General features: G+C 63.1%; 20 protein-coding genes and 1 tRNA gene. 15 read left to right on the forward strand and 6 right to left on the reverse strand.

Features of this window, described 5'->3' with window-relative positions:
* A complete protein-coding gene (locus GLW01_RS02740; RefSeq protein ID WP_202405518.1) occupies positions 1–1,326 on the forward strand; it encodes a sodium ion-translocating decarboxylase subunit beta in 1,326 nt (441 codons plus the stop codon).
* A gap of 53 nt (positions 1,327–1,379) precedes the next feature.
* Here the strand turns inward: GLW01_RS02740 and rnt are convergent, their stop codons facing one another.
* Positions 1,380–2,000, reverse strand: a complete 621-nt coding sequence (gene rnt, locus GLW01_RS02745; RefSeq protein ID WP_095617489.1) for a ribonuclease T — start codon at positions 1,998–2,000, stop codon at positions 1,380–1,382.
* Between the two features lie 26 nt (positions 2,001–2,026).
* Positions 2,027–3,076, reverse strand: a complete 1,050-nt coding sequence (pyrC, locus tag GLW01_RS02750) for a dihydroorotase (RefSeq protein WP_151439014.1) — start codon at positions 3,074–3,076, stop codon at positions 2,027–2,029.
* A 93-nt stretch (positions 3,077–3,169) separates the two neighbouring features.
* On the opposite strand from pyrC, the gene GLW01_RS02755 reads away from it, so the two are divergent.
* Together GLW01_RS02755 and GLW01_RS02760 are read left to right on the forward strand one after the other, a co-directional pair.
* A complete protein-coding gene (locus tag GLW01_RS02755; RefSeq protein ID WP_160898055.1) occupies positions 3,170–4,093 on the forward strand; it encodes a flagellar protein MotY in 924 nt (307 codons plus the stop codon).
* 114 nt (positions 4,094–4,207) lie between these two features.
* Complete coding sequence (locus GLW01_RS02760) at positions 4,208–5,419, forward strand: argininosuccinate synthase (RefSeq protein WP_095617486.1); 1,212 nt, start codon at positions 4,208–4,210, stop codon at positions 5,417–5,419.
* Positions 5,420–5,432: 13 nt separating this feature from the next.
* Here GLW01_RS02760 and GLW01_RS02765 read toward each other — a convergent pair whose 3' ends face one another.
* Positions 5,433–5,894, reverse strand: a complete 462-nt coding sequence (locus GLW01_RS02765; RefSeq protein WP_202405519.1) for a VLRF1 family aeRF1-type release factor — start codon at positions 5,892–5,894, stop codon at positions 5,433–5,435.
* A gap of 167 nt (positions 5,895–6,061) precedes the next feature.
* Between GLW01_RS02765 and GLW01_RS02770 the strand changes: the two genes are divergently transcribed.
* The 12 genes from GLW01_RS02770 (at position 6,062) to pyrF (ending at position 19,762) form a co-directional block, all read left to right on the forward strand.
* Complete coding sequence (locus GLW01_RS02770; RefSeq protein ID WP_095617621.1) at positions 6,062–6,403, forward strand: 4a-hydroxytetrahydrobiopterin dehydratase; 342 nt, start codon at positions 6,062–6,064, stop codon at positions 6,401–6,403.
* A gap of 148 nt (positions 6,404–6,551) precedes the next feature.
* Positions 6,552–9,116 (forward strand): DNA gyrase subunit A, encoded by a 2,565-nt coding sequence (gene gyrA, locus GLW01_RS02775; protein ID WP_160898056.1) that lies wholly within the window; start codon positions 6,552–6,554, stop codon positions 9,114–9,116.
* 3 nt (positions 9,117–9,119) lie between these two features.
* Positions 9,120–10,202: a 3-phosphoserine/phosphohydroxythreonine transaminase gene (gene serC / locus GLW01_RS02780; RefSeq protein ID WP_095617483.1), complete on the forward strand. Its 1,083-nt coding sequence runs from the start codon at positions 9,120–9,122 to the stop codon at positions 10,200–10,202.
* A gap of 2 nt (positions 10,203–10,204) precedes the next feature.
* Positions 10,205–11,302 (forward strand): prephenate dehydratase, encoded by a 1,098-nt coding sequence (gene pheA / locus GLW01_RS02785; protein WP_151439019.1) that lies wholly within the window; start codon positions 10,205–10,207, stop codon positions 11,300–11,302.
* A complete protein-coding gene (hisC, locus tag GLW01_RS02790) occupies positions 11,302–12,408 on the forward strand; it encodes a histidinol-phosphate transaminase (protein WP_160898057.1) in 1,107 nt (368 codons plus the stop codon). Before pheA ends, hisC begins: the two co-directional genes overlap by 1 nt.
* A complete protein-coding gene (locus GLW01_RS02795) occupies positions 12,408–14,639 on the forward strand; it encodes a bifunctional prephenate dehydrogenase/3-phosphoshikimate 1-carboxyvinyltransferase (RefSeq protein ID WP_160898058.1) in 2,232 nt (743 codons plus the stop codon). Before hisC ends, GLW01_RS02795 begins: the two co-directional genes overlap by 1 nt.
* A complete protein-coding gene (gene cmk / locus GLW01_RS02800) occupies positions 14,636–15,319 on the forward strand; it encodes a (d)CMP kinase (RefSeq protein ID WP_160898059.1) in 684 nt (227 codons plus the stop codon). Before GLW01_RS02795 ends, cmk begins: the two co-directional genes overlap by 4 nt.
* A 132-nt stretch (positions 15,320–15,451) precedes the next feature.
* A complete protein-coding gene (gene rpsA / locus GLW01_RS02805; protein WP_095617478.1) occupies positions 15,452–17,137 on the forward strand; it encodes a 30S ribosomal protein S1 in 1,686 nt (561 codons plus the stop codon).
* Positions 17,138–17,255: 118 nt separating this feature from the next.
* Positions 17,256–17,552 carry an integration host factor subunit beta gene (locus GLW01_RS02810; protein ID WP_077530832.1) on the forward strand — a complete coding sequence of 99 codons (297 nt, stop codon included), beginning with the start codon at positions 17,256–17,258 and terminating at the stop codon, positions 17,550–17,552.
* An 18-nt stretch (positions 17,553–17,570) separates the two neighbouring features.
* The gene (locus GLW01_RS02815) at positions 17,571–17,876 is read left to right on the forward strand and encodes a lipopolysaccharide assembly protein LapA domain-containing protein (RefSeq protein WP_151439023.1); all 306 of its coding nucleotides are present in this window, start codon (positions 17,571–17,573) and stop codon (positions 17,874–17,876) included.
* The gene (lapB, locus tag GLW01_RS02820; RefSeq protein WP_095617476.1) at positions 17,873–19,042 is read left to right on the forward strand and encodes a lipopolysaccharide assembly protein LapB; all 1,170 of its coding nucleotides are present in this window, start codon (positions 17,873–17,875) and stop codon (positions 19,040–19,042) included. The genes GLW01_RS02815 and lapB overlap by 4 nt, the downstream gene beginning before the upstream one ends.
* A gap of 15 nt (positions 19,043–19,057) precedes the next feature.
* Positions 19,058–19,762: an orotidine-5'-phosphate decarboxylase gene (gene pyrF, locus GLW01_RS02825; protein ID WP_160898060.1), complete on the forward strand. Its 705-nt coding sequence runs from the start codon at positions 19,058–19,060 to the stop codon at positions 19,760–19,762.
* Here pyrF and GLW01_RS02830 read toward each other — a convergent pair.
* The 3 genes from GLW01_RS02830 to GLW01_RS02840 all read right to left on the reverse strand — a co-directional run bounded on the left by GLW01_RS02830 (position 19,759) and on the right by GLW01_RS02840 (position 20,976).
* Positions 19,759–20,121 (reverse strand): translation initiation factor Sui1, encoded by a 363-nt coding sequence (locus GLW01_RS02830; protein WP_151439025.1) that lies wholly within the window; start codon positions 20,119–20,121, stop codon positions 19,759–19,761. The two genes, pyrF and GLW01_RS02830, sit on opposite strands and share 4 nt — an antisense overlap.
* Before the next feature lie 174 nt (positions 20,122–20,295).
* Positions 20,296–20,847, reverse strand: coding sequence for a nucleoside 2-deoxyribosyltransferase (locus GLW01_RS02835; RefSeq protein WP_160898061.1), 552 nt, complete (start codon positions 20,845–20,847; stop codon positions 20,296–20,298).
* 53 nt (positions 20,848–20,900) lie between these two features.
* Positions 20,901–20,976 (reverse strand) — tRNA-Asn (locus tag GLW01_RS02840).
* Positions 20,977–20,989: the final 13 nt, after the last annotated feature.

Raw genomic sequence — 20,989 nt, forward strand, 5'->3', positions numbered from 1 at the left:
ATGGACAACCTTATGACTCTATGGACCGGTAGCGGTCTGTACAATCTGACGCCGGGCGCGCTCACGATGATCGTGGTGGGCCTGGTGCTGCTCTACCTGGCAATCAACAAGAAGTTTGAGCCACTGCTCCTCGTACCGATCGGTTTCGGTACCATCCTCGCCAACCTTCCGGAGGCGGGGCTGGCCCAGAGCGCGATTGAGGCGGCCATCTACAGTGAGTCGCCCAAGGTGCTCGCGGCACTTGCTTCTGTGATGGATGTCAGCTTTGACATGGGGCAGCGGGTCACCCCCGAGGTCATCAAATCCTTCATTGAAGCCTATAAGAACATGGATGCGGAGACTGCCCTGAGCGCCAAACAGGTGGCGACGGACGCGGGCTATTCTCCGGGGATCATCCAGTCGTTCTATGCGGTGGCGATCGGAAGCGGCGTTGCGCCCCTTCTGATCTTCATGGGCGTCGGGGCCATGACGGATTTCGGCCCGCTTCTGGCCAACCCCAAGACAATGCTCCTCGGGGCTGCCGCCCAGTTCGGCATCTTCGCCACGGTACTGGGCGCGGCGCTGCTCAACTCGAGTGGCCTGATGGAGTTCTCCGTGGCCGAGGCTGCGGCCGTTGGTATCATCGGTGGTGCCGATGGTCCCACCTCCATCTATGTGTCCAGCATATTGGCGCCGCACCTTCTGGGGGCGATCGCGGTTGCGGCCTATTCCTACATGGCCCTCGTGCCATTGATTCAGCCGCCCATCATGCGAGCGTTCACCACTCCCGAGGAGCGCAAGCTGAAGATGAGTCAGCTGCGTGAGGTCGGTAAGCTGGAAAAGATCCTGTTCCCGGTCTGCATCCTGGTTCTGACGGGCATGTTCCTGCCGGACGCAACACCACTTCTGGGCATGTTCTGCTTCGGTAACCTCATGAAGGAATGCGGCGTGGTCGAGCGTCTGAGCGACACGGTGCAGAACTCGCTGATCAACGCCGTGACGATCATTCTCGGTCTCGCGGTTGGCTCCAAGATGGCCGCCGAGGCGTTCCTGAACACCCAGACGCTGGGTATCCTGGTGCTGGGTATCGGGGCCTTCGCGGTGGGTACCATGTGTGGTGTTCTCATGGCCAAGCTCATGAATGCGCTGACCAAGGAGAAGATCAACCCGCTGATCGGCTCAGCCGGGGTTTCCGCAGTGCCGATGGCGGCCCGGGTATCCAACAAGGTGGGTCTGGAGGAGAACCATCAGAACTTCCTCCTGATGCACGCCATGGGCCCGAACGTGGCCGGTGTGATCGGCTCCGCCGTGGCGGCGGGTGTCATGATCAAGTTCGTCGGCGGCTGATCCCGGCGTGATAGGCGCTCCCGGCAACTGGGGGCGCCTTTCCCTTTCCTGTTTCAGGCTTCGCCGGGTGACGGCGGTGGCCATCCTCCCAGAGACTTCCAGCGGTTCACGATCAGGCAGAACAGTTCGGCCGTCTTGTCCGCGTCGTACAGCGCGGAGTGGGCTTCTTTGTTGTCGAACTCAATGCCGGCCAGGCGGCACGCTTCCGCAAGGACCGTGTGACCCAGCGCGAGACCGGACAGGGCTGACGTGTCAAAGGTCGAGAAGGGGTGGAAGGGGTTGCGCTTGATGTTCTGGCGATCCGAAGCGGCCTTTACAAAGCCGAGATCAAAGGTGGCGTTGTGGCCGACCAGCACGGCGCGCTTGCACTGGTTGCGGCGCACGGCCTGGCGGATGGACTGGAAGGTGCCGCGCATGGCTTCCAGTTCCGGCCGTTCATCGCGCAGGGGGTTGCCGGGATCGATGCCCGTGAACTGGAGCGCGGCTTTTTCCAGGTTCGCGCCTTTAAAGGGCTGGACGTTGTACTGGATGCGTTCGCCCGGGTAGAGCCAGCCCTCGTCATCCATTTCCAGCAGGACCGTGGCGATTTCGAGCAGCGCGTCGGTGGCGGCATTGAAGCCTCCGGTCTCTACGTCCACCACAACCGGCAGGAATCCCCGGAAGCGCTGCTGCATCAGTGTCGGTGTTGGCTCATGGCTGCTCACTCCGGGCTCTCCCCGTCGTCGATCCGCCAGTTCAGGGTGTCGCCGGCATTCAGGGGCACAATGGGGTGACCATCTTCATGGAGGACATCGGGAATCGGGTGCGGTTCACGGCGCAGGGTGATGCGGCCGGTATTGCGCGGCAGCCCGTAGAAGTCCGCTCCATGCAGGGAAGCGAAGCCTTCCAGGCGCTCCAGGGCACCGGCTTGCTCAAAGAAATGGGCATAGAGCTCGATGGCTGCGTAGGCTGAATAGCAGCCCGCACAGCCGCAGCCCGTTTCCTTGCGGTGGCGGTCATGGGGCGCGGAGTCCGTGCCCAGAAAGAACCGGGGATCACCACTGGTGGCGGCTTCCTGCAGCGCCTGCTGATGACGCTGGCGCTTGAGGATCGGTAGGCAGTAGAAATGTGGCCGGATGCCGCCCACCAGCAGGTGATTGCGGTTGAACAGCAGGTGCTGGGGCGTGATGGTGGCTCCCAGGTTGCGCTCTCTGGATCTGACGAAGTCAGCGGCGTCCGCCGTCGTAATATGCTCCATGACCACCCGCAGCCGGGGAAGCCGTTCGAGAAGGGGCGCCAGGACCTCGTCGATGAAGACCTTTTCCCGGTCGAAGATATCGACTTCGGGGCGGGTCACTTCACCATGGGTGAGCAGCAGCAGGCCCTCTTCCGCCATGGTTTCCAGGGCGGCATCAATATGACGGATGTCGGTGACGCCGGAGTCGGAGTTCGTGGTGGCGCCCGCCGGGTAGAGCTTGCAGGCCACCACGCCTGCACGGGCCGCCTCGCGGATCATGTCCGGCGTGGTATTGTCCGTGAGGTAGAGCGTCATCAGTGGCTCAAACGCGCTGCCGGCCGGCACAGCGCTGCGGATCCGCTCACGGTAATCCAGGGCCTGAGCTGCCGTGGTGACCGGCGGTGTCAGATTGGGCATGATGATGGCGCGTCCGAAGCGTCGTGCCGAGGCGGGAACCACCTGGCGCATGAGGTCACCATCTCGGACATGCAGGTGCCAGTCGTCGGGTCGGATCAGTGTCAGCGTGTCAGTCATGGCGCGAAGTATACCAGAAGATCCGGGGCTCAAGTTCCGGTGCTTGCTGCCGATACCCGGGGGTGAAGCGTCAGAACAATGGTTCCAATTACCATGAAATCACGTCACTGGATTGTCGCCGTGCTGGTCATGGCCGGGTTGCCCTCGGGCGCCCTGGGCACGACATTCTCTGCCGGCATCGAAAACAGCCGTTGGATCCTCTCGGATTCAATCTTTGCGTGCACGCTGACGCATCCGGTCCCCGGTTATGGCGAGGCGGTGTTCTATCACCGTGCCGGGGAGTCACTGCGCTTCTTTCTGCAGCCTGTCCGCAATCCCATGCGCGCTGGTGAGGCAGCGCTGGTGATCGAGCAGCCTTCCTGGAAAGCAGGTAAGCCAGTGGATGATCTGGGGTATGTCCGGGTTGAGGATAACCATGACCGGCCCGTGGAGCTTTCCTCCGGCACCAGCGAGCGGATGCTTGCGAGCCTTCGGGAGGGGCGCAGGCCCACCTTCACGCGCCGGGCGCGTCAGAGCGATCGGCCGGTGCGGGTTCGGCTCAATCATGTCAACTATGGCAGTCCCCACCAGTCTTTCCGCCGCTGTCAGAGTGAGCTGCTGCCGGTGAACTACGATCAGGTCCAGCGCACCGTGGTCCTGTTCGATCTGGACAAGTCCAAACTCAGCCAGGAAGCCCGTGAGCGCCTTGATGACGTGGCCCTGTACGTGAAAGCCGATGACCGGATCACGCAAGTCTACGTGGATGGGCATACGGACAGTATCGGCACCCCTCTGCGCAACCGTGAGCTTTCGGAGGCGAGGGCGGAGGCGGTGGCTGGCTATCTTCAGGACCAGGGCGTTCCGGAGGATCAGCTGGTGACGCGCTTCCACGGGGACCGCTATCCGGTTGCCGGCGTCGAAACGCCCGGCCCGAGGCACCGCCGTGCCACGGTGCGGCTGGAACGGGAAAACGATGATGATGAAGCCGATCCGGTGGTGACCCAGGCCCAGCGCAAGGATCTGGTGATCGTCGACTGAACCCGGATTGGCTCCGGACCCCGCCCTTGCCGTAAAATACCCTCCACCGATCAACAGGCCCGGGTGCCGCGTGGTAGCCCGGCGTTCATGAATTCCGGATAAGGCGAAACAGCGATGTCAGACATCAACAAGGTCGTTCTGGCCTACTCCGGGGGGCTCGATACCTCCGTCATCGTCAAATGGCTCCAGGAAACCTACGACTGCGAGGTGGTGACCTTCACTGCCGATATCGGTCAGGGCGAGGAAGTCGAGCCCGCGCGTGAGAAGGCCAAGGGCCTGGGCGTGAAGGAAATCTACATCGAGGACCTGCGTGAGGAGTTCGCGCGGGATTACGTCTTCCCGATGTTCCGTGCCAACACCGTCTACGAGGGTGAGTACCTGCTGGGTACTTCCATTGCCCGGCCACTGATCGCCCGCCGCCTGGTGGAGATCGCCAACGAGACGGGGGCGGATGCCATTGCCCATGGCGCCACCGGCAAGGGCAACGACCAGGTGCGCTTTGAGCTGGGCGCCTACGCGCTCAAGCCTGGCATCAAGGTGATCGCTCCCTGGCGTGAGTGGGACCTCAACTCCCGCCAGAAGCTCCTGGACTACTGCGACCACCACGGCATTCCGGTGGAAAAGCAGCAGGGCAAGTCGCCTTACTCCATGGACGCCAACCTTCTGCATATCTCCTATGAGGGTGAAGTGCTGGAGGACCCCTGGGCGCAGGCCGAGGACGACATGTGGCGCTGGAGTGTATCGCCCGAGCAGGCGCCGGATGAGCCCACGATTCTGGACGTCTCCTACGAGAACGGTGACATCGTGGCCATCAACGGCGAGCGCATGAAGCCCCACGAGGTGCTGTCGTACCTGAACAGAGTGGCGGGCGATAACGGCATCGGCCGCATCGACATCGTCGAGAACCGTTACGTGGGCATGAAGTCCCGTGGCTGTTACGAGACGCCGGGTGGCACCGTCATGCTCAAGGCGCACCGCGCCATTGAGTCCATTACCCTGGACCGGGAAGTGGCCCACCTGAAGGACAGCATCATGCCGCGCTATGCGGAAGTGGTGTACAACGGCTACTGGTGGGCCCCCGAGCGCCGCGCCATGCAGGCCCTGATTGACGAGACCCAGGGGCCCGTCAACGGCGATGTGCGCCTCAAGCTCTACAAGGGCAACGTAGAGGTTCTGGGCCGTCGCTCAGAGGATTCGCTCTTCGATGAGAAGGTTGCGACCTTTGAGGAAGACGAGGGCGCCTATGACCAGAAGGACGCGGAAGGCTTCATCAAGCTGAATGCCCTCCGCCTGCGTATCGCCGCCTCCAAGGGCCGTTCCCTGTAGGGGGCAGCTCCTCCTACTTGATGCGTTCCGGGAAGTGCCTGCGCAGTTCCCGGGCGTTCATCTGGGAAAAATCCTTCCCGATCTCCTCCGCGATGATCGCCTTGAGTTCCGGCTTCATGTGCTTACGCAGTTCGCCCAGGAATCTGGGTGGCGCGGCAATATAGAGTTTCTCCACTTCCCCTTGCTTGCGGGCCTGCTCAAGAGTCTCTGCAAGCTCCTTGGCAAAGCGCTGAGCCTCCACCTCTTTCGGTTCGCTGTGTTCCTCCATAGCGCTGCGGCCACCATGCATGTCATCCGCCTGGCGACCGGGCCGGTCGGTGGTCAGGTCGCCGTCGTGCAGTCGGGCCTCGGGGTTGAGCAGGGTGTCCACCTCCGTGAAGTCGCCCTTGGGGGAATCGGTGGTGAACAGGCGCGCACGGCTGGCGTCGGCGACCACGATGCGAACCTTCGGCATGGTGAAGTGCGGGTTGTTCATGGAGCCTCTCCTCTACGGATCGGTGGGTGAAGAACTCCTTCACAGAACCACTGTGGGGGCTGTTTGGGGGTGGGGCAAGGGGCCTGGAAGCATCTCTTCCACCTTTACGCTGCTGCAGCAACGCGTGATGATGGGGTGGCGACACAAACAGAATGGGAGAAGGCATCATGAGCGACCTGACAAAGCAGACCTGTGAAGCCTGCAGCAAGGATTCGCCACTGGCCACGGAACAGGAGAAAAAGGAGCTGGGGGCGGAGGTGCCTGACTGGACCACGGTCACCCGTAACGGTGAAGAGCAGCTGGAGCGGACCTTCAAGCTGAAGAACTTTGCCGAGGCACTGGCCTTTACCAATAAGGTGGGTGAGCTGGCCGAGGAAGTGGATCACCACCCGATGATTACCACCGAATACGGCAAGGTGACGGTCACCTGGTGGACCCACAAGATCGGCGGGCTGCACCGCAATGACTTCATTATGGCGGCGCGTACCGACGAACTGGCGGGAGCCTGACGCCTGATCCTTCCGGGCCCCGTTCGGGGCCCATTCCGGAGACGCCGATTCCCCGGGGTCATCCTTTCTGTGGTATTATTGGCGGCTTTGGCGTGCCCGGGCAGCACGCCGCAGACCACCGCCAGAATACAGGAAGGATGACGTCCCGATGGGAGAGCTAGCCAGAGAAATCCTGCCGGTTAACATCGAAGAAGAACTCAAACAGTCCTACCTGGATTACGCCATGAGCGTGATCGTGGGGCGTGCGCTGCCGGATGTGCGGGATGGGCTCAAGCCGGTGCACCGCCGGGTGCTCTTCGCCATGGACGAGCTCGGCAACGACTGGAACAAGGCCTACAAGAAGTCCGCCCGTGTGGTGGGTGATGTCATTGGTAAATATCACCCCCACGGTGACGCGGCCGTGTACGACACCATCGTACGCATGGCTCAGCCCTTCTCCCTGCGCTACACGCTGGTGGACGGCCAGGGCAACTTCGGTTCCATCGATGGCGACAACGCGGCGGCGATGCGTTACACCGAGGTGCGGATGCGCAAGCTCGCTCACGAGCTGCTGGCGGATCTGGACAAGGAAACCGTCGACTATGTGCCCAACTACGACGGCACCGAGCAGATCCCCGAAGTGCTGCCCACCCGGGTTCCCAATCTGCTGGTCAACGGCTCCTCCGGCATCGCCGTGGGCATGGCCACCAACATCCCGCCGCACAACCTGCGGGAAGTGGTCGAGGCCTGCCTGGCACTGGTGGACGACGACTCGCTCACCGTTGATGACCTGATGGAATACATTCCGGGGCCGGACTTCCCCACAGAGGGTCTGATCAGCGGCCGCGCGGGCATTGTTCAGGCATACCGGACCGGCCGCGGTCGGATCTACGTGCGTGCCCGTCACGAGATCGAGCATGATAAGAAGACCGGTCGGGATGCCATCATCTTCAATGAGCTGCCGTACCAGGTGAACAAGGCGCGGCTGATCGAGAAGATTGCGGAACTGGTCAAGGAAAAGCGCCTCGAGGGCATCAGCGAGCTGCGGGATGAGTCCAGCAAGGAAGGCATCCGCATCGTGATCGAGGTGCGCAAGGGCGAGAACCCCGAGGTGATCGTCAACAACCTGTTCAAGAACACGCAGCTCGAGAATGTGTTCGGCATCAACTGCGTCGCCCTGGTCGACGGTGAACCCCAGACCCTGAACCTCAAGCAGATGCTGGAGCGCTTCCTGCTGCATCGGCGCGAGGTGGTCACACGCCGCACCATCTATGAGCTGCGCAAGGCGCGCGAGCGCGGCCATGTGCTGGAAGGGCTCTCCGTGGCGCTGGCCAACATCGACGAGGTGATCGAGCTGATCAAGGCCTCGCCGGGTGCCGCCGAGGCGAAGGAAAAGCTTCTGGCCCAGGGCTGGCAGCCAGGGCAGGTCAACGACATGCTCGCACGTGCCGGCGCCGATGCCTGCCGTCCGGATGACCTGCCGGAGGGCTATGGCCTGCGCGATGGGAAGTACAATCTCTCCCCGGAACAGGCCCAAGCCATCCTCGACCTGCGCCTGCACCGCCTGACCGGTCTTGAGACCGAGAAGCTGTTCACTGAGTACAAGGAAATCCTCGCGAAGATCGAGGATCTCATCGATATCCTGAGCAATCCGGACCGCCTCATGCAGGTGATCCGCGAGGAACTCGAGAAAATCCGCGACGAGTACGGCGATGAACGCCGTACCGAGATCGTGAGCTCGCGCCAGGATCTGACCACGGCGGACCTGATCGACGAAGAGGACCTGGTGGTTACCATCTCCCACAACGGCTACGCCAAGACGCAGCCGCTGGAGGACTACCGGGCCCAGCGCCGGGGTGGCCGTGGTAAGTCCGCCACCAGCATGAAGGATGAGGACTTCATCGAGACGCTGCTGGTGGCCAACTCCCACGACACCATCCTGTGCTTCACGGACAAGGGTAAGGTCTACTGGCTGCGCGTGTTCGAGATCCCGCAGGGCAGCCGCAACTCCCGTGGCCGGCCCATGGTCAACATCCTGCCCTTGGACGATGATGAGCGCATCTCCACCTTCCTTCCGGTACGCGAGTACACCGAGGGTCATTACGTGTTCATGGCCACGGCCAACGGCACGGTCAAGAAGACGCCGCTGGAGAACTTCTCACGTCCGCGCAGTTCCGGTCTGATCGCCACCAATCTGGACGAGGGCGACCACCTGATCGGTGCGGTCATTACCGATGGCAGCACCGAGATCATGATGCTCGCCACTTCCGGCAAGGCAGTGCGTTTCACTGAGGACCAGGTGCGCTCGATGGGGCGGGCAGCCCGTGGTGTGCGCGGCATCCGGCTCAAGGCCGGCGAACAGGTGGTCTCGCTGATCCAGCCGGATCCCGAGGGCTATATCCTCACGGCCAGCGAGCACGGCTATGGCAAGCGCACGAAGGTGAGTGAATTTCCGGCCTACAGCCGTGGCAGCCAGGGCGTGATCGCGATGCAGCGCTCCGAGCGCAACGGTGACCTGGTCTGCGCGCTGCAGGTGTTTGAGGGGAACGAGATCATGCTGATCACCAACCAGGGCACCCTGGTGCGCACCGGTATCGAGGATGTCTCGATCAGCAGCCGCAACACCCAGGGCGTGCGCCTGATCCGGATGACCGGTGATGACGAGCGCCTGGTGGGCATCCAGCGGATCGAGGACAGCAGTGACGATGATGACGAAAACGGGGAACAGGACTGACCCATGACACGAGCCTATAACTTCTGCGCCGGCCCGGCAGCGCTTCCAGAGGAGGTGCTGACGCAGGCGCGCGATGAAATGCTGGACTGGCAGGGCAAGGGCCTGTCGGTGATGGAGATGAGTCACCGCGGTGATGCGTTTGTCAGCATCGCACAGCAGGCGGAACAGGATCTGCGTGATCTGATGGGCATCCCGGATGATTACGCGGTGCTATTCCTGCAGGGTGGCGCCAGCAGCCAGTTCGCGGGTGTGCCGCTGAATCTGGCCGGGCCCAATGACCCGGTGGATTACGTCAATACCGGTGTCTGGTCGCGCAAGGCCATTGCCGAAGCGGGCCGGATGGCGGACGTTAAGGAAGTGGCCAGTTCCGAGGACGCTGGCTACACCCATGTGCCGGACCCGGCTGAATGGCGCACCCGCCCGGACGCCCGCTATCTGCACATCACGCCCAACGAGACCATCGGCGGGCTGGCGTACAGCCGCTTTCCGGAGGCGGGCGACGTGCCCGTGGTAGCGGACTGGTCTTCGGCCATCCTCTCCGAGCCGGTGGACGTGAGCCGCTTCGGTATGATCTACGCCGGCGCCCAGAAGAACATCGGCCCCGCGGGGCTGACCATCGTGATCGTGCGCCGGGATCTGATCGGCAATGCCCGCGAGGGCACGCCGGCCATGCTGGATTACGCCATTCACGACAAGGCGGACTCCATGTACAACACGCCGCCCACCTATGCGTGGTACCTGGCCGGACTGGTGTTCCAGTGGCTCAAGCGCCAGGGTGGTCTCCAGGCCATGGCGGACATCAACCGTCGCAAGGCCAACCGCCTCTACGGTTTCATCGATGAGAGCGACTTCTACGCCAATCCGGTGCAGCCGGAGTACCGCTCGCTGATGAACGTCCCCTTCACTCTGGCGGACGACAGCCTCAACAGTGCCTTCCTTGAGGGCGCCGAGGCACGCGGCCTGCTCAACCTCAAGGGCCACCGGTCCGTGGGCGGCATGCGCGCGAGCATCTACAACGCCATGCCGGAGGCCGGCATCGAGGCGCTGATTGACTACATGGCGGAATTCGAAAAAGACAAAGGCTGACCATGAGCGACGAAGAGGCGCGCCTGGCCCGGTTGCGCGAGCGCATTGACCAGATCGATGACGACCTGCTGCGGCTGATCAGCGAACGGGCCGAGTGCGCCCGGGACGTGGCCGAGGTGAAACAGGAGGCCAACCCGGGAGAAGAGGTGGCGTTCTACCGCCCTGAGCGTGAGGCCCGGATCCTGAGCCGCGTGCGGGAGCGTAACCCGGGCCCGCTGGCGGACGAAGAGATGGCGCGCCTGTTCCGGGAGGTGATGTCCGCCTGCCTGGCGCTGGAAAAGCCCATGACCATTGCCTTCCTGGGGCCTGAAGGGACCTTCACCCAGGCGGCGGCGCTCAAGCATTTCGGTCATTCGGTGCTCAGCACACCGCTGGCGGCCATCGATGATGTCTTCCGCGAGGTGGCGTCCGGCAACGCCCAGTACGGAGTGGTGCCGGTGGAGAACTCCACCGAGGGCATGATCAATCACACCCTCGATATGTTCATGGGGTCGGCACTGAAGATCTGTGGTGAGGTGCAGCTGCGCATCCATCACCATCTTCTCAGGCGCCCGGACCAGGACGAGGCCGGCATCACGCGGATCTATTCGCACCAGCAGTCTTTCGCCCAGTGCCGCAAATGGCTGGACAGTCACTGGCCGGCGGTCGAGCGCATCAAGGTTTCCAGTAATGGTGAAGCCGCGCGCCTGGCCAGTGAGGAAGAGGGCGCGGCCGCCATTGCCGGCGACATGGCCGCCTCCCTCTATGGCCTCGAGCCCGCGCACAGCAACATCGAGGATCGCCCGGACAACACCACCCGTTTCCTGATCATTGGTACCGAAGCGGTGCCGCCCAGCGGGCAGGACAAGACCTCCATCCTGGTCTCCACACGCAACCGCCCGGGGGCGCTCTATGAGCTGCTGGAGCCGTTCAAGCGCGAGGGGATCGACCTGACCCGACTGGAAACGCGGCCCTCGCCCAGCGCCACCTGGGCCTATGTGTTCTACATCGATTTCGTCGGGCACCGGGATGCGCCGGCCGTCCGGGCGGTGCTGGATGAGATCGAAGCCCAGAGTCAGGAGCTGAAGCATCTGGGCTCCTATCCCATGGGGGTGCTGTGATGAGCTGTGATTACGAGGCACTGGCCGCACGTGGGGTGCAGGGCCTGCAGCCGTACCAGCCCGGCAAGCCGGTGGATGAACTGGCCCGTGAGCTGGGTCTGGATCCGGCGCGGATCGTCAAGCTGGCCAGCAACGAGAACCCGCTCGGCCCCAGTGACCGCGTGACGGCGGCTGTTGAAAAAGCCCTGCCTGAAGTGACCCGCTACCCGGATGGCGCCGCCTACACACTGCGCCAGACCCTGGCGGAGCGCCTGAGCGTGACACCGGAGATGCTGACCTTTGGCAATGGCTCCAACGACGTGCTTGAGCTGGTGGCTCGCGCCTTTGCCGAGCCGGGCGCCGAAATTGTCTATTCCGAGCATGCCTTCGCCGTCTACCCCATCGTGACCCAGGCCATCGGCGCGGATCACGTGAAGGTGCCCGCCGTGAACTGGGGGCATGATCTGGACGCCATGGCGGCGGCGATCACCGAGCGTACCCGGGTGGTGTTCGTTGCCAACCCGAATAACCCCACGGGAACCGTCTTGGAAAAAGACGCGGTGTATCGCTTCCTCCAGCGGGTGCCGGAGAACGTGATCGTGGTGCTGGACGAGGCCTACTGCGAGTACCTGCAGGGGCCCCAGTACGCGGACGGCGTCCAGTGGCTCAGCGGGTTCCCGAACCTGGTGGTCTCGCGCACCTTCTCCAAGGCCTGGGGCCTGGCGGGGCTGCGCATGGGGTATGGCATCTCCAGCCCCGAGATTGCAGACGTTATCAATCGGGTCCGCCAGCCTTTCAATGCCAATGCGCTTGCCCAGGCGGCGGCGACGGCTGTGCTCGACGACCAGGCCTACATTGACCGGGCCATCGAGGTGAACCGGGCAGGGCTGGAGCAACTGGCAGGCGGCTTCGACCGGCTGGGGCTGGACTACATCCCGTCTGCTGCCAACTTCATTGCCCTGGATACCGGCACGGACGCCAACGAAGTGAATGACGCACTGTTGCGTGAGGGTGTCATTGTCCGCCCTGTGGGCGCTTACGGCATGCCCCGGCACCTGCGTGTGTCGGTCGGGCTCGAGCACGAGAACCGGCGCTGTCTCGAGGCGCTGGAGAAGGTGCTGGGCTGATGGCCGCCAGCGGCGCGCCTTTGTTCCAGCGCATGGTCGTGATTGGCCTGGGGCTGATCGGCGGTTCCCTGGCGCGGGCCGCGAAGGCCCGGGGGCTGGTGGCCACGGTGGTGGGCTGTGACGAGCGCCCGGGCCCTCTGGAGGAGGGGCGCCGTCTGGGCCTGATCGATGAAAGCGAGACGGAGGCGGCGCGCGCGGTCCAGGGGGCGGATCTCGTGGTGCTGGCCGTGCCCGTGCGCGCCAACCGCGCCGTGCTGACGCAGATCCGTGATGCCTTGCCGGAGGGCGCGGTGCTCACGGATGTGGGCAGTGTTAAGGGCGGGTTCCTCGCGGATGTGCGTGGCGTTTTCGGCGAACTGCCCGCGAGAGTTGTTCCCGGCCACCCGATCGCCGGCTCCGAGAAGAGCGGGGTGGGTGCTGCTGATCCGGACCTGTTCCGGGAGCACAAGGTGATCCTGACCCCGGAACCTGAAACCGATGCCGGGGCGCTTGAGAAGGTGTGCCGCCTCTGGTCGGCCTGTGGGGCGGAGGTTCTGACCATGTCCGTCGCCCGGCATGACGAGGTCCTCGCCGCCACCAGTCATCTCCCCCACCTGATCGCTTTCTCGCTGGTGGATACCCTGGCCGGCGAGGACGACAGCCAGGATATCTTCCGCTATGCCGCCGGTGGCTTTCGGGACTTCACGCGCATCGCTGCCAGTGATCCGGTGATGTGGCGGGACATTTTCCTGGCGAACCGCGAGGCGGTGCTGGAAGCGCTGCGGCATTTCCGTGGTGATCTGGACCAGCTCGGTGCGGCCATCGAGGCCGGCGACGGCCAACGTCTGCAGCAGGTGTTCACCCGCGCCAAGGCGGCGCGCGAGCATTTTTCCCGAATCCTTTCCGGTGAGGCCTATCTCAACACCATGAACGACCAGACCGTAACCTACACCGCCCGGCCGGGCGGTCCCGTTCAGGGCGACATCCGCGTGCCCGGGGACAAGTCCATGTCCCATCGTGCCATCATGCTCGGTGCCCTGGCTGAGGGCATAACGGATGTCTCTGGCTTCCTCGAGGGCGAGGACAGTCTCGCGACGCTCCAGGCCTTCCGTGACATGGGGGTAACCATCGAGGGGCCGGATGCTGGCTTCGTGCGTATCCACGGCGTGGGCCTGAATGGGCTTCAGCCTCCCCATGGTTCGCTCTACGTGGGCAATTCGGGCACCGCCATGAGGCTTTTTGCTGGGTTGCTGGCAGGGCAGCGCTTTGATAGCGAGCTGACCGGCGATGCCAGTCTCACGCGCCGGCCCATGGCACGGGTAGCGGATCCGCTGCGGCTGATGGGAGCGCATATTGATACGGGCGAGGGTGGTCGCCCCCCGCTGCACATCGCCGGCGGCCAGCCGCTGAAAGGTATTGATTACGAACTGCCCGTGGCCAGCGCCCAAGTCAAATCCTGCCTTCTGCTGGCCGGACTCTATGCTGAGGGTGAGACCGTGGTGACGGAGCCGGCGCCCACCCGGGACCATACTGAGCGCATGCTCAAGGGCTTCGGCTACCCCGTGGTGCAGGACGGCCCGACCGCGCGTGTGACCGGCGGTGGCCGCCTGAGCGCCTGTTCTATCGATGTGCCGGCGGACATTTCCTCGGCCACCTTCTTCATCGTGGCTGCCGCCATTACGCCGGACTCGGACCTGTGGCTGCGCCACGTGGGCGTCAACCCGACCCGTATCGGTGTGGTCAATATCCTGCGCGCGATGGGCGCGGCCATTGAGTTGCATAACGAACGCGAGGCCGGCGGTGAGCCGGTGGCGGATCTGCGGGTTCGCCATGCGCCGCTGAAGGGCATCCGCATTCCCGAGGACCAGGTCCCGCTGGCCATTGATGAGTTCCCGGCGATTTTCGTCGCGGCCGCGAACGCCGAGGGCAGCACCGAGCTGACCGGTGCCGCCGAACTGCGGGTCAAGGAAAGCGACCGGATCCAGGTCATGGCCGATGGGCTGGATGCTCTGGGTGTTGTCAGTGAGGTCCGGGAGGACGGGATCCTGATCCAGGGTGGTGCCTACGGCGGCGGGCGGATCAACAGCCACGGTGACCACCGTATCGCCATGGCCTTCGCGGTGGCGGCCCTGCGCGCATCCGGGCCGGTGATCATTGACGACTGCGCGAACGTCGCTACTTCCTTTCCGGGCTTTGTGGCACTGGCCAACCAGGTCGGGCTGACGGTTGAATCTTCCGAGGAGACGCAATGACAGCATCTGAACAGGCACCGGTGATTGCCGTGGACGGCCCCGGTGGCGCTGGCAAGGGCACCATCACCCAGCTCCTGGCGCGGCGTCTGGGCTGGCATCTGCTGGACAGTGGCGCGCTCTACCGCCTCACGGCACTGGCTGCCATGAAACAGGCGGTGGATTTCGACGACGAGACTTTGCTGGCTGGGGTGGCGGCGGCGCTGGACGTGCGTTTTGAGCCCAGTCCGGGCGACGAGCCCGCTAGAGTCTTTCTGGATGGCGAGGAGGTAACGGGCGCCATCCGCACGGAGGAGTGCGGTGACCGTGCCTCGCGTGTGGCGGCCATCCCGTCGGTCCGCGAGGCGCTCCTGCAGCGCCAGCGCGACTTCTGCCAGCCGCCGGGGCTGGTGGCGGACGGCCGCGATATGGGCACGGTGGTTTTTCCGGATGCGAGTCACAAGATCTTCCTCACTGCCTCAGCCGAGGAGCGGGCCCGGCGCCGGCACGAGCAGTTGCTGGCCCAGGGGGAGAATGTTAGACTCCCCGACCTTGTAAAAGAGATTCAGGCGCGGGATGAACGGGACATGAACCGTTCCACAGCGCCGCTCAAACCGGCGCACGATGCGCAGGTTGTGGAAACAACCGGATTGTCCATTGACGAGGTGCTGGACCAGGTCCTGGCAGTAACGGGCCGTACCTGACAGCGCCTTTTTGTTATTGGAAAAGTGCCGGCGGGCCGCGTGAGACCAGCATGGCGGTGCGTGGGTGTATGGTGAACAGACCCCGGAGGGCTGGCTCGCGGGGAGCTTGGTATTGATCACATAGGACACACAATGAGCGAAAGCTTTGCGGAACTTTTTGAAGAGAGCCTGAAAGACATTGATATGCAGCCGGGGTCCATTGTCAAGGCCACGGTTGTGGACGTTGACAGTGACTGGGTCACGGTCAACGCGGGACTCAAGTCCGAGGGCATCATCCCGGTTTCCCAGTTCTACAACGAGAACGGGGAGCTGGAAGTCGCGGCAGGCGATGAGGTTGACGTGGCGCTGGACGCCGTGGAAGACGGTTTCGGGGCAACCCGCCTGTCGCGCGAGAAAGCGAAGCGCGCTGAAGCCTGGAAGGAACTGGAAAAGGCCTTCGAGGCGGAAGATGCAGTCAAGGGTGTGATCAATGGCAAGGTCAAGGGCGGTTTCACTGTCGACCTCAAGGGCATCCGGGCCTTCCTGCCGGGCTCCCTGGTCGACGTCCGCCCGGTGCGCGACACCACGCACCTTGAGAACAAAGAGCTCGACTTCAAGGTCATCAAGCTCGATGCCAAGCGCAACAACGTGGTTGTTTCCCGCCGCGCCGTGCTGGAAGCCGAGAACAGCGCCGAGCGTGAGCAGCTGCTCGAGACGCTGACCGAAGGCATGGAAATCAAGGGTATCGTCAAGAACCTGACCGACTACGGTGCCTTCGTGGACCTGGGCGGCGTGGACGGCCTGCTCCACATCACGGACATGGCCTGGAAGCGCATCAAGCATCCGAGCGAGATCGTGAACGTTGGCGACGAGATCAACGTCAAGGTCCTCAAGTTCGACCGTGAACGCAACCGTGTATCCCTGGGTCTGAAGCAGCTGGGCGAGGATCCGTGGGTCAACATCAAGGGCCGCTATCCGGAAAACACCCGCGTACCGGCCAAGGTTACCAACCTGACCGACTACGGCTGCTTCGCCGAGCTGGAAGAGGGCGTCGAAGGTCTGGTGCACGTCTCCGAAATGGACTGGACCAACAAGAACATCCATCCCTCCAAGGTTGTGGATGTAGGCGATGAGATTGAGGTGATGATCCTCGACATCGACGAGGAGCGCCGTCGTATCTCGCTGGGCATCAAGCAGTGCCAGCCGAACCCCTGGGAAGAGTTCTCCCAGAACTACAACAAGGGCGATCGGATTACCGGCAAGATCAAGTCCATTACGGACTTCGGTATCTTCATCGGCCTTGAGGGCGGCATCGACGGCCTGGTGCATCTATCCGACATCAGCTGGAACGAAACCGGCGAGGAAGCGGTCCGCAAGTACAAGAAGGGCGACGAGGTTGAAACCGTCATCCTGTCCGTGGATCCGGAGCGTGAGCGCATCTCGCTGGGTATCAAGCAGCTCGAGAGCGATCCCTTCGCCGAGTTCACTCAGGTCAATGACCGCGGCAGCATCGTGACAGGCACCGTGAGCAGTGTTGATGCCAAGGGCGCAACCGTGACCCTGAATGAAGAGGTGGAAGCCACGCTCAAGGCCTCTGAAATCAGCCGTGACAAGGTTGAGGACGCACGCAATGTGCTCCAGGAAGGCGATGAGGTGGAAGCCAAGATCATCAGCGTTGACCGCAAGAACCGCGTGATCAACCTGTCGATCAAGTCCAAGGACGTTGAGGACGACAAGGAAGCCATGCGGGATGTGCGCGAAAAGGCTGACAACAGCAGCAGCGCCACCACCATTGGTGACCTGATCAAGGAGCAGATGCAGCAGAACGACAACGGCTGAAGCCGGTTCTGCCGCAAAGCGTTAAAAAAAACGGGCTGTAACAGCCCGTTTTTTTTGTCTTTTTCATCAGGTTCGCTAAACTTAAGGCGTTGCTGAACCTGTGAGGAAGGACAGGACCATGACGAAATCCGAACTGGTAGAAGTGATCGCCTCGAAACAGTCCCAGCTTTCCGGCAAGGATGTGGAGCTGGCGGTCAAGACGATCATTGATCATATGTCCCAGTCCCTTGCCGAAGGGGAGCGGATCGAGATCCGCGGATTCGGGAGCTTCTCCCTGCACTACCGGGCGCCGCGGGTGGGTCGCAATCCCAAGACCGGCGAATCCGTGAATCTGCCCGAAAAGTATGTTCCCCATTTCAAACCGGGCAAGGATCTGCGCGAGAAGGTCAATGACAGCATGAAGGCCGGCTACTGATCCGGCAGGGAGGGCCGGATGGCCAGGATACGTCGTATTGTTCTTGTTCTGCTGGCGCTGGTGCTGGGACTGGCGGCGATGCTGTTCAGCTTCAGCAATCGCCAGGAGGTGGTGCTGGATCTTCTGTTGGTGCAGACGCCACCGATAAGCGTGGCGCTGGTCCTGGTGCTGACCCTGATCGTGGGCGCCCTTCTGGGGGTGGCCGCCATGCTGGTACCGCTGATGCGGGCAAGGGCCGGGCGCAGGCGGGCGGAACGGAAACTTCGCAAGTCTGAACAGTCATCTCGTGGGCTGCAACGGGATCCAGTCAAGAGTATTGAATGAACACCATCCTGCAGTGGCTGTTGCTGGCGGTGGCTGTCGGCACCGGCTGGGCGCTGGGGCGTTGGCGGCTGCGTCGGCAGGCCTCACCCGCTCCCATTGATGATGAGGATCGGCTCCGGGAACGTCTCCAGTTCCTGTTCACCAACTATTCCGACGAAGCCATTGAATCCTTCCTGGACTCGCTGGACGTCAACCGGGAGACGGTGAACCTCCATCTCTCCATTGGTGCCCACTTCCGTGATCGGGGCGAAGTCGAGCGGGCAACCCTGATCCACCAGAACCTGCTGGCGCGACCGGAGCTGCCGGGCCGCTATTCCTCGCAGGTGACCTACGAGCTGGCACTGGACTATCTGGCAGCCGGGCTCCTGGATCGGGCCGAGGCGCTGTTGCACGAGCTGCTGGGCACCCGCTCCTATGGCGCCCGTGCGGCGGAGCAGCTGGTGCTGATCTATCAGCGCGAGCGGGACTGGGAGAAGGCTGTGGAGGTGGCGCGCACCCTGGTAGGTATCAACGATACCCGGGAAATCCGTAAGCAGCTTGCCCATCTTCTGTGTGAACAGGCCTCGGATCAGGGAGCGGTGAGCCGGGTTCCGGACCCACGGGAGCTCCTTGAGCAGGCTCTGTCGTACGATCCGGGCTGTGTCCGCGCCAGTCTGCTTCTGGCGGACCTGGCGCGTGAACGGGGCAACTGGCGCGAGGCCCAGCAGCTGCTTCTGAAGGTATTCGACCAGAACCCGGCCTTTGGTCCGGAGGCGGTACGACGCCTGCTCGGCCTGGCCCGGGAGTTCGGGGTTGAGCGAAAGCTTCGCCGGCGCCTGCACCGGATCTATCGGCATCATCCCTCGACCACGCTGCTGCTCTGCCTGGTAGAGGAGGAGGAGCGCTTCAACTCCAGGGACCAGGCACTGTACCTGCTCCATGGTGAACTGCAGCAGCGCCCGAGTCTTCGGGCCCTGATGCATCTGCTGGAAATGGAGGAGGGGCGGGAGCCGCGCCAGGGCACCACGCCCCATCTGGTACGTCAGGTCGGGCAGCGGTTGCTGGAGAAGCGGCCCGCCTATCAGTGCACCCGCTGTGGCTTTGGTGGCCAGCAGCTGCACTGGCTGTGTCCGAGCTGCAAGAACTGGGAGACCGTCGAGCCCTATCAGGGTGTCGAGGGCGAGTAGTTACGGGAGTCATTGATGGCATCGATTATTGTGGCGCTGGATTTTGCGGACCGGCTGGAGGCACTCCAGCTGGTGGATCAGCTGGACCCGGCCCGTTGCCGGCTGAAAGTGGGCAAGGAGATGTTCACCCGCTTTGGTCCAGGGTTCGTGCAGGCCCTGCAGGGGCGGGGGTTTGAGGTCTTTCTGGATCTGAAATTCCATGATATTCCGAATACCGCGGCCGCTGCTGTGGCCTCGGCGGCGGAGCTGGGAGTGTGGATGGTGAACGTCCATGCGTCCGGCGGACGCCGGATGATGGAGGCCTGTGTCCGCGAGCTGGAGAACTTTGGTGAGGATCGGCCGTTCCTCATCGGGGTGACGGTCCTCACGAGCCTGACCGATTCCGAGCTGAAGGAGATAGGTTGGGAAGAGGGCGCCGGTGCGACGGTGAATCGTCTTTCCAGCCTGGCCCGTGAGTCCGGTCTGGACGGGGTGGTATGTTCGGCGGCCGAGGCGCCGTCGTTGCGTGACGCCATGGGGGCTGACTTCCGGTTGGTGACGCCGGGGATCCGGCCGGCCTTTGCGGCCCAGGGCGATCAGCAGCGGGTCATGACGCCGGCAAAGGCGGTTGCCGCCGGCAGTGATGACCTGGTGATCGGTCGGCCGATCACGCGGGCGGAGGATCCGATGGCGGCACTTGTGGCGATCGAGCAGGAGTTGTCTGAAAGCCGGGGCGTCTAGCCGCCGGCTTTCTTCGCTTTCCAGCCTTTCTTTTCGAGCTCGGCAAGCAGGGTGTCGCGGTGGTCGCCCTGGATTTCAATGACGCCGTCCTTGATGGTGCCGCCGGTGCCGCATTTGGCCTTGAGGGTTTTGGCGAGGGCCTTGAGGTCTTTTTCGGGGAGGTCGAGGCCTGTGATGAGGGTGACGCCTTTGCCTTTGCGGCCCTTGGTTTCGCGCTGGATGCGGACGGTGCCGTCGCTGCTGGTTGAGCGGGTTTCGTTGCTGCACTGGCACTGGTCGAGGGGGTGGCGGCATTCGGGGCAGGTTTTGCCGCCTGCTTCGGTGGAGTAGACGAGGCCGCCTTCTTTGTTCTTGCTCATTGCGTGTGATCCTCCAGCCTGTTGTGTTGCTGCATGGGGCAGGATGAGGCAGCACTAATCGGGAAACGCTGTAAATACATCCCTGTACGCTGCTCTTCCGCCATCCATGGCTCCAGAGCTTCCCGCTTAGTGCTGCCTCATCCTGCCCTGATAGTTTTTGGGTGGTTCCGGCCGTTAGAAGTGCTTGGACAGGATCTCAACAGCCTTTCGGAACAGCTCTTCGTCAAATGACTCTTCTGGAGTGAACCCCTCACTCCGCCATTCCAGCGATCCTGAGATAAACGCTCCACCATTGGCTTCAATACCACAATCCAGCATCAGGTTATCGCACAGGCCGAATCCTTCAACCAGGGTGCCGTTGGTGTCGGTTTCGGAGCCGCCTGAGACGCGCTGGTTATAGGGGGTGGCGCAGGTGGTGTAGGCGGCGACGGGCTTGCCCTGGGCGGTCATGAAGCCGAGTTCGAAGATGGTGCCGGCGTCGGCGCTGGTGCCGCGGAAGGGCGTGAGGTTGGCGATGAGGCCGTCGGCCTGGTTCATGAGGGTGCGGTTGGCCTCGTAGATGGCGCGGGCCGGGTTGTCGGTGTTTTCGAGGTCCAGGTTGTTGTCGCAGGGGGAGAGGGCTTCGAGGCCGTGTTCGGCGAGGATGGCCTTCTTGGTGGCTTCGATGCGGTTGCGGATGGTCTCGGGGAAGAAGACGTCCGGTCCGGCGAGGTAGATGCTTGCCATTGGGGCCCCTGAAACAGAAAAAGCCGCTCCGTGGAGCGGCTTTTTGTGATGTCTGGCTCCCCGAGCTGGGCTCGAACCAGCGACAACCTGATTAACAGTCAGGTGCTCTACCAACTGAGCTATCGGGGATAAGCGCTGCGTA

Origin of the sequence: Vreelandella halophila, from assembly GCF_009856365.1 — a bacterium.
GTDB lineage: Bacteria > Pseudomonadota > Gammaproteobacteria > Pseudomonadales > Oleiphilaceae > Halospina > Halospina utahensis_B.

Excerpts from the sequence above, each read along its gene's own strand:
- GLW01_RS02765 (WP_202405519.1), bottom strand. The coding sequence starts at position 5,894 with ATGAACAACCCGCACTTCACCATGCCGAAGGTTCGCATCGTGGTCGCC.
- rnt (WP_095617489.1), bottom strand. The coding sequence starts at position 2,000 with ATGCAGCAGCGCTTCCGGGGATTCCTGCCGGTTGTGGTGGACGTAGAG.
- serC (WP_095617483.1), top strand. The coding sequence starts at position 9,120 with ATGACACGAGCCTATAACTTCTGCGCCGGCCCGGCAGCGCTTCCAGAG.
- pheA (WP_151439019.1), top strand. The coding sequence starts at position 10,205 with ATGAGCGACGAAGAGGCGCGCCTGGCCCGGTTGCGCGAGCGCATTGAC.
- hisC (WP_160898057.1), top strand. The coding sequence starts at position 11,302 with ATGAGCTGTGATTACGAGGCACTGGCCGCACGTGGGGTGCAGGGCCTG.
- GLW01_RS02755 (WP_160898055.1), top strand. The coding sequence starts at position 3,170 with ATGAAATCACGTCACTGGATTGTCGCCGTGCTGGTCATGGCCGGGTTG.
- gyrA (WP_160898056.1), top strand. The coding sequence starts at position 6,552 with ATGGGAGAGCTAGCCAGAGAAATCCTGCCGGTTAACATCGAAGAAGAA.
- GLW01_RS02835 (WP_160898061.1), bottom strand. The coding sequence starts at position 20,847 with ATGGCAAGCATCTACCTCGCCGGACCGGACGTCTTCTTCCCCGAGACC.
- GLW01_RS02740 (WP_202405518.1), top strand. The coding sequence starts at position 1 with ATGGACAACCTTATGACTCTATGGACCGGTAGCGGTCTGTACAATCTG.
- GLW01_RS02795 (WP_160898058.1), top strand. The coding sequence starts at position 12,408 with ATGGCCGCCAGCGGCGCGCCTTTGTTCCAGCGCATGGTCGTGATTGGC.
- pyrF (WP_160898060.1), top strand. The coding sequence starts at position 19,058 with ATGGCATCGATTATTGTGGCGCTGGATTTTGCGGACCGGCTGGAGGCA.
- lapB (WP_095617476.1), top strand. The coding sequence starts at position 17,873 with ATGAACACCATCCTGCAGTGGCTGTTGCTGGCGGTGGCTGTCGGCACC.
- GLW01_RS02830 (WP_151439025.1), bottom strand. The coding sequence starts at position 20,121 with ATGAGCAAGAACAAAGAAGGCGGCCTCGTCTACTCCACCGAAGCAGGC.
- rpsA (WP_095617478.1), top strand. The coding sequence starts at position 15,452 with ATGAGCGAAAGCTTTGCGGAACTTTTTGAAGAGAGCCTGAAAGACATT.
- GLW01_RS02770 (WP_095617621.1), top strand. The coding sequence starts at position 6,062 with ATGAGCGACCTGACAAAGCAGACCTGTGAAGCCTGCAGCAAGGATTCG.
- GLW01_RS02815 (WP_151439023.1), top strand. The coding sequence starts at position 17,571 with ATGGCCAGGATACGTCGTATTGTTCTTGTTCTGCTGGCGCTGGTGCTG.
- pyrC (WP_151439014.1), bottom strand. The coding sequence starts at position 3,076 with ATGACTGACACGCTGACACTGATCCGACCCGACGACTGGCACCTGCAT.
- GLW01_RS02760 (WP_095617486.1), top strand. The coding sequence starts at position 4,208 with ATGTCAGACATCAACAAGGTCGTTCTGGCCTACTCCGGGGGGCTCGAT.
- GLW01_RS02810 (WP_077530832.1), top strand. The coding sequence starts at position 17,256 with ATGACGAAATCCGAACTGGTAGAAGTGATCGCCTCGAAACAGTCCCAG.
- cmk (WP_160898059.1), top strand. The coding sequence starts at position 14,636 with ATGACAGCATCTGAACAGGCACCGGTGATTGCCGTGGACGGCCCCGGT.